At 53.5% G+C, this 7,796-nt stretch carries 6 protein-coding genes; all 6 read left to right on the top strand.

Annotation, left to right across the window (positions count from 1 at the left end):
• Nucleotides 1–328 precede the first annotated feature (328 nt).
• The gene (locus FHR97_RS19970; protein ID WP_183385551.1) at nt 329–1,033 is read left to right on the top strand and encodes a LuxR family transcriptional regulator; all 705 of its coding nucleotides are present in this window, start codon (nt 329–331) and stop codon (nt 1,031–1,033) included.
• Between the two features lie 78 nt (nt 1,034–1,111).
• Nucleotides 1,112–1,759: an acyl-homoserine-lactone synthase gene (locus FHR97_RS19965; protein ID WP_221187886.1), complete on the top strand. Its 648-nt coding sequence runs from the start codon at nt 1,112–1,114 to the stop codon at nt 1,757–1,759.
• 300 nt (nt 1,760–2,059) lie between these two features.
• Nucleotides 2,060–4,036, top strand: a complete 1,977-nt coding sequence (locus tag FHR97_RS19960; protein ID WP_183385550.1) for a flavin monoamine oxidase family protein — start codon at nt 2,060–2,062, stop codon at nt 4,034–4,036.
• Nucleotides 4,037–4,046: 10 nt separating this feature from the next.
• On the top strand, nt 4,047–5,015 hold the full coding sequence (locus FHR97_RS19955; RefSeq protein WP_183385549.1) for a heme-binding protein: 969 nt from the start codon (nt 4,047–4,049) through the stop codon (nt 5,013–5,015).
• Between the two features lie 9 nt (nt 5,016–5,024).
• Nucleotides 5,025–6,830: an alpha-keto acid decarboxylase family protein gene (locus FHR97_RS19950; RefSeq protein WP_183385547.1), complete on the top strand. Its 1,806-nt coding sequence runs from the start codon at nt 5,025–5,027 to the stop codon at nt 6,828–6,830.
• Between the two features lie 454 nt (nt 6,831–7,284).
• Nucleotides 7,285–7,796, top strand: a 512-nt coding sequence (locus tag FHR97_RS19945; protein WP_183385546.1) for a hypothetical protein, incomplete at its 3' end; no start/stop codon positions are given.

Raw genomic sequence — 7,796 nt, 5'->3', positions numbered from 1 at the left:
GGCCTTTGGGAAGTAGGACGGCGACAGCGCCTGGTTGAACCGTTGTAAGGGCTACAGGGCCTCCAGCAGGACCAGAAACCGATCGCATCGGGAATCTGGCTCAATCCAAGCAAGAGGGGCTCGGTCTCTCGGTAGGGCCGCGCTTGCTACACATCATTCAGGCCGTGAGAGTTGGCATGAGCCCCCTGGTGCATAATCCGGGTACACGTCATCGACTATAACATCAGCATAAGCTAAACTATATTGACGGTGGACTGAATGAAAGAAATAATTCAATAAGAATAAAGCATGTCTGCAAGGTGAAACCAAATAGAACGAGAGGTCTACGATGCGTCTTGAGAACCCACCATCATTCAAGACCCTTGATGAAGCTCGCGATTTCTTAAAGTCGTTGACCTCACGCGACGAGGTGACGAACTTTGCTTATCTTGGCGTCTCGTTGCCTGGAGATAGTGCTAATACACCCTTGGACGTTACAACATATTCTTCGGAGTGGGCGAGGCACTATTTCAAAAAGCGCTATCATCGAATTGATCCTGCAATTATCCAGGGGTTATCGGGCATTTTGCCATTTGACTGGAACTCGCAGCCATACACCACAAGGCGGCTTAAAGAGTTTTTCAGTATCGCCAGAGAATTCGGTGTGAGCCAGCAGGGAGTGTCATTTCCAATACGAGGTGCCCATGGCGAAAGAGCCCTTTTGTCCGTCAATAGCAGCCTGACAAGTAAGGATTGGGAGTTCTTCAAAGCAAATCACCTAGGTGACCTGGCACTATTCGCTTACATGTTCCATCTCAAGATTCTTGAGGTGCAGGGAATATCGCAGATTGCACCAAGTGTGGCGCTATCCGAGCGAGAGAAATCCGTTATCAAGTGGGCAGCCGAGGGAAAGACGGCGTGGGAAACAGCAAAAATATTGGGGATCACCGAGAACACGGCTAACTTCTACCTTCGAAACGCAGCAGTCAAATTGTCAGCCACAACCAAGCCTCAGGCCGTCGCCAATGCGATAAGAATAGGGTTTCTGAGTTAGTCAATACTCAATTTCTTGAGTATTGAGTTCACTCATGAGCCGAAATATCATTCACTCATCTATGAAGAGGATGGGCAGATGATAATGTTCGGCTATGCTGACAATCTTCGCCGCACCCAGAGTGATCTTGTAGAACAGATGTACATATTGCGAGCGAAAACTTTTTTTGAGCGCCGCGGCTGGTCTGTTGAAGTTAAAGATAATAAAGAGATCGATCGATTCGATGCTATGAACCCGCTCTATGTGATGTCTATCTCGCCGCGTGGGAAGCTCTTGGCATCTCTACGCTTGTTACCTACTACCGGCCCACACATGCTGTCCGAAGTATTCCCTGAAACCATGGCAGGGGCAGGAATCATTCGGCACCCATTGATTTTGGAAAGTTCCCGTTTCTGTGTGGACTCGGCTGCGGCCAATAATTACATGAATACCGGGTTGAACACTGTTACGGGTGAACTTCTTGTAGGGCTGTTTGAGATTGCGATGAAAGCGGCCCAAGTCAATGTGGTTTCGGTTTATGACTTGTTCGTGGAGAGGATCTTGAGACGTGCTGGATGCCGTTTCGATAGGCTCGGGGAACCATTTGTCTATGATGGCCTGAAGACAGTAGCGGGCATATTCGAAGTTTCCCAAGTAACAATAGATTCAATTCGACAAAGAACCGACATCCACGGCGACGTCTTCGCAGATATAGGAGATGAATCCCGTTTGTCTCTTAAGGCATAAAGGAGTCTAACCCTCGTGGAATTCGGTTAGATTTATAATTCATGAGAATTCAAAAGGTTGTAACATCTTTTATATAGTTACGGTCTGATGATAGGGAAGTGATTTGGCAAAAGGTTGATGCAAAATCCCGATAGCAGCGTGATGGTTTCCTCCACTAGCCCTCTACTATCTCGCAAGTGGTCTGGATGTAAGTATATGCACGGCATAGGGTAACTTAAGAGGAATTGAGGTTGTACCTCCTTCGGGCAGTGATACCGAAGAGTTAAAGCAATCGCAAAAATCGATTAAGGAGATCTAATAATGACTCATTATACCCTGAAAGACCTGCAACACAGCGACTCCCTGCCAAGTCAAATGGACACCTTGGTGGTCGGCGCCGGTATGGCGGGTCTGTACACAGCTTGGCGGCTTATAGAGAACAACCACAATGTCACCATCATCGACGAGTCGCACCGCACCGGGGGAAGGCTCAATTCGGACGTTGTGAAGATCGGCGATACCCAAGTCAAGGAAGAAGAGGGCGGCATGCGCTTCACCTTCGACGAGATGGATAATCTGATGAGCCTGTTGATTATCCTGAAAATAGATAAAGAGGTCGTTCCCTTCCCTATGAACAGCGGTGGCAACAATCGCCTCCTGTTCCGTGGTAGAAGCTTCAACAATGCTATCGCCGCCAAGGATGATTTTGCCATCTGGTCCGAGCTCTACGACCTGGCTCCGGCCGAGCGGGGGCAGAGTCCGAACGCCATCATCAACACTGTCTTCAACCGCATCCTGGATGAAAATCCGCATTTCACCGAGCGGCCCGAGCAGCGAGGGCCAGAGTTCTGGCAGCGGTTCCGTCTGGAGTGTCAGTGGAACGGCATCAAGATGAAAGACTGGACCCTGTGGAATCTGTTCAGTGACATGGGTTATTCCAACGAGTGCATCACCATGCTGTACCGTGCTGCGGGCTTCAATGGCACCTTCCTGTCAAAGATGAATGCTGGGGTCGCCTATCAACTACTAGAGGAATTTCCTGCCGATCCCCAGTTCCGCACCCTAAAGAACGGCTTCAGCACGCTGCCCAATGCCTTGGTCAATAAGATTATCGACAAGGGCGGCAAGAATAGCATCCACCTCAGGACTAAGCTGCTGAGTATCGCCAAACAGGATTCAGGTCAGCCGGGGTATGACCTCAAGGTACAGACCATCGACGATAATGGTGTGCCGAAAGTTGTTCATGTGAGCGCTAAAAAGATCGTACTGGGGCTGCCGCGTCTCGCGCTGGAGAAGTTGTTTGTCGGCTCCGACCTGCTCAACGTACTGGCGACGGAGCAATCGGAGAAACTTTGGGACTCCCTGCAGACGGCGACCAACCAGCCCCTGCTCAAGATCAATCTCTATTACGACAAGGCGTGGTGGGGTAACGGGATGAGCGGCCAGCCCGAAGTGGCATTCGGCCCCAACTTCTCGGATTCTCCTCTAGGGTCGGTCTACCCCTTCTATTCCATTAATGATGCCAGCTTCGCCGCTCTGGAATACGGCGATTGGCTGAAGACCACCGGCAAGGCGCCCCCTACACCCGAGATCGAGAAAAGGCTGAAGGAGATCATTCAGTCCAAGTACCAGAAGCCCGCGGCGCTGACCATCTACTGCGATTACATGAACATCAACTTCTGGCAAACGCTTCAGAATCATGGGAAACCGTTCGATTCGAAGCTACAGCAGGAGTACACGAATTGTGACCCCCAGACCCTCTATCCTGCGTCGCAAGCCGTAGTGGACCGGGCGACCCACTACTTCAAGGAGCTTTTCGATACCCATTACGTCCCCCACCCCATCCTGACCAGCGCACGGATCTGGAGCGGGACGACGAGCTTCAACACTGACTCCAGCCAGGAGTTCGGCTTTGGCGTTCACCAGTGGGCGGTGGGGGCCGATGACAAGGGTGTCATGGCATACCTGTGTGAGCCTATCGACAACATCTATGTCTGCGGCGAAGCGTTCTCTGACTACCAGGGGTGGGTGGAAGGCGCACTACGTTCTGCCAACCGGGTGCTGAAAAAGGGCTTTGAACTGGATCCCATCAGTGAGCTGTTCGCGAAGAATCATGAACAATCGCCATCTTCTGCTATCAAGAAGTCGTATCAGGAGAGTGTTGAGAAATTGGTAAAGCTTCATATCGATCCCAATTTCGACACAGGTAGTCGAAAAAACATACAATCTACAAAGCCGATGCTGGATTCCGGAAGTCTGGTGGGTACGGTCAACCTTAGCTACTTCGATAAACCATAAGGGGGCGGCCATGAAACAGTTCGATACCAATGAGTTTCAACGCCTGAGCGGCGCGTCAAGCAAACTGCTTCACGACGATCTGGCACAGGAGCTGTTGGAAAAGACTGCCCGCGAAAAGCTCACGCCATCCCAGGAGACATCGCAGTTCTTCAATGACCTGCAAGGCATTTGGGTCGGCAACAAGGGATGGAACATAATTGCCTTACCGTCCCAAGGTTCGATCCCGAAAAGCCACGGCGATTTCAAACTTCTGGTCGTCCCCTATTCCGAAACCCTCAGCGTAAGCAGCACAGGGGCGCCGGCCCGTAACCGCGGGGGCAGCTTAGACCAGTTCGTAGCGGCATTGGAATACCATCAACGAGTATTCAACAAGGATACGGGAGAGGCGCTGCATGTCGAAAATGGCATGTTCCTGAATCTTTCTCAGATCGTGAATAACGGCAGCGAGACTCAGCCTGTCCCCGAGTTCAACGTGGGGAGAAGCGGGACCATCCCCCATGGGGATTCCATCATGCTGCTCGGTAAGCCGCCGGTGGCCGAGAAGGGAGCACCCAAAATTCAGGACATCTCCAGCCTACCTCCCGATATTGGCACTGAGCAGCCCGGCTATCTTACTCCCTACAATGACCGGAACCATGGAGTCGACGTCACAAACCCGAACGCCACCCTGAGGAAAGACCTGGAACTGCAGCAAGCTGCAGGGTTCGAGATCCTGAATACTCGAACCCTCATAATGGACTCCACCCCCACTGGTGCGATAAACAATATCCCTTTCGTACACCAGCATGCTAACGCGACGCGTATGCATGCCGTGTTCTGGCTGGAAAAAGTCAAGAATCGAAATACAGGTCAGGAATTTGATCAATTGCAATACTCTCAGATCATCGATCTGGAGTTTCACCTTAAGTTCGGTCAAGACAATCCCGACAACCTGATTACCTGGCCCCATATCACCATCAACACCATGGTCAAGCAATAGGAGTCGGTAATGGAACGGGATATTACGGTCGCCCAATATCTCAAGCTCAGGCTTGAGCAACAGGGGCTGCAGCATATGTTCGGGGTGGCGGGTAATTACACTGCTCCCCTGCTCGATACGATACTTGCCGACGAGTGCTCGCCGTTGCGACACATCGAGAGCAATGCCAACGAACTCTGCGCTGGTTACGCAGCCGATGCTTATGGGAGGCTGAAGGGGTTCGCAGCCGTCTACGTTACGTACAGCGTGGGCGCCTTCAGCATTCTGAACGCCATTGCCGGCTCCTTCGTCGAACGGGTACCGGTATTGCTAATCAATGGTGCGCCGACCAACAAGGAAGACAGCATCGAGAAGCACACGGGGCTGCTGTACTCCCATACCACGGGATACCAGTTCGTCGACATCAACATGTTCCGCCCCGTCACCGTTGCGGCGGAGCGCATCACCAATGCCCGACAGGCCACCTACCAAATAGACTCGGTCATCACCGCCATGTTGACGGAACACCGGCCCGGGTATCTGGAAGTATGCGAAGATGTCTGGCGCGCTCCTTGCCGGGCGCCGGTCGAGCCCCTCAAATCCGGTCGGGACGATATCTGCACGGTCAGCTCGGTCGATGACGCCGTGACGGCCACCATGAAGAGGTTGGTCGCAGCGAAGCAGGCCATCGTTTGGGCGGGCATCGAATTACAGCGCTTTGGCTTGCAGGACACCTTTGCCCGTCTGATGGACGTCCTGAACAAGACCCTGGCCAGCTCAGAGCAACCCATCCGTTTCGTTACCAGCGCCTGGAGCAAGTCCGTACTGTCGGAGCGGAATCAATATTTCGAAGGCTGCTACACCCTCACCAAGGAAGAGATCGATACCCTGATCGGCACGGATGGCGTTCTGCTCGGGGTGGGCGCCAATACCATAGGGAAGGATACCGGTAATCAGAACATCCGTGGTGATAGAACGGTGTTGGCCTGCGACAACAGCCTGTTCATAGGCGCCGGTTTCTATCCGGGGGTTGACCTGAAGTCCTTCATGGTGAAATTGATTCAGGCCCTGGAGCAACAGGCCGCGAGCCGTCATCTGATGGACCTCCGTATTCAACAGGCTGAACCCGTTCAATTTGCGACCGTTCAGGCGATGGGAGATGGCTCGGTGCAGTTGGGGTACGACAGCTTTTTCGGTGCCTTGGGCGAGTGGCTGACCCAGGAGGAGGTCCTGGTCGTCGATGCTGGGTTCTCGCTCATCGCGGCACAAAGCGTGCGGATCCCTGCCCAGAACGGCTTCGTGGCCCAGGCAGCCTGGCTCTCCATTGGCTACTCCGTGGCCGCTGCCACAGGGGTGAAGTGTGCCTGTCCGGACAATCGCGCCGTGGTCGTGGTGGGGGACGGGGCTTTCCAAGAAACCTGTCAGGCAGTGTCGGATCATCATGCCCATGGCCAGAATACCGTGGTATTCGTGCTGGCCAATGGTATTTATGGTATCGAGCAGAAGCTGGTAAACCCGAATCCCTTCCGGAAGGGAAGTCACAAGCAGGAATATCCAGACCCACTGTTGAATAGTGTCTACGATTATAATGATCTGCCCGCGTGGCGTTATAGCAAGTTGGTCGACGTGGTTGGTGGGACCGGCAAAAGGGTCGGAAATCTTGACGAGCTGACCTCTGTCTTGCATGAGATTCGCAAAAACCCCAATGAAAACTATGTCGTCGAGGTACCCCTGAATAAGTTAGATCTACCGTCTGCTGTGGCTTCGGGAATCGACTCCGCTGTGGGTGAGGATGAGATTGATCATCCTGGTTGGCCCCCGGCCAATATTTTTTGACCAGGACGGCGCACTAGCTGTGAGATCTCTGAAGGTTGTTCATCCGGAACCTACCCGGAAGACTGGAGATGTGACCCAACCAGCCTTTCCAGAAGGCCCGGATGAATAACCGAGAGATCACAGCTGGGCAAACCATGGTCATCGGGAACATTGATACCGGTCAATGCGACCGTAGATCCGTCTCTTTAGGCTACTACTTGAGCGGAGCTGTCGCTGTATCCGGAGGCGAAACGAGCTAGGGCTGGCGACAGCAGACAAGACTCAACGACAACGACAACGCGCCTTTGGCATGGCATCCACCACCTGGTGCCTGGCCACGTCGACCTTGACGACGCTACGAGGCGCGGCAACTGACAAGCCGGCTGTGTTGATGGGGTGGTATCACCCCCGAACTGGACACTGGCGCCCAAGACGCAGGGAGAGTCCCAGCACATCTCCCATGAGGCAAGGTTACATGATCGATATCAAGACGCTCACTCTCCTGCCGCAGGACGCATTCCTGCAGGCTAGTACGCTCGAGATCAAGGCATGGTGGCGGTACCACCGACTGGCCCTGAGATTTCTGCCCTATGACGCTGAACTGAGTATTCGCATAGGGGAGCTGGGCGTCGCCTGTGAGCGGCGCCTCGAGGCCTTGCGTTGTGCCGCCGAGAGCCTGGAGCTGGGGGCTTGCGTGGTTCTTCCCGTTGCCCAGAACGAACCGGAACCGGATAGGGCCAATCGACACGGGTTCTTTGTCGTCGACGAGGCTATGGCCGACCAATTGCTGCAGGAGGCGATGACGTTGGCAGAGGAAGCTCACCACTTCGCCCGGCGACTACTGGCGGTCAATGGCACCCCAGAGCTGGAGCGACCGTTGCTGGAATACGCTCGTCAGAAACAGGTCGAGTGCATCATCTTGATGGAGAGTCAGACAGAGCAACAGAAGCGAGCACGATCATCCCGGGCCCTACACCAAGGTCCCGT

The organism is Halomonas stenophila (genome assembly GCF_014192275.1).
GTDB classification, from domain to species: Bacteria; Pseudomonadota; Gammaproteobacteria; order Pseudomonadales; family Halomonadaceae; genus Halomonas; species Halomonas stenophila.
The sequence above is the reverse complement of the archived record's forward strand: the minus strand, read 5'-3'. Positions and strand labels throughout refer to the sequence as shown.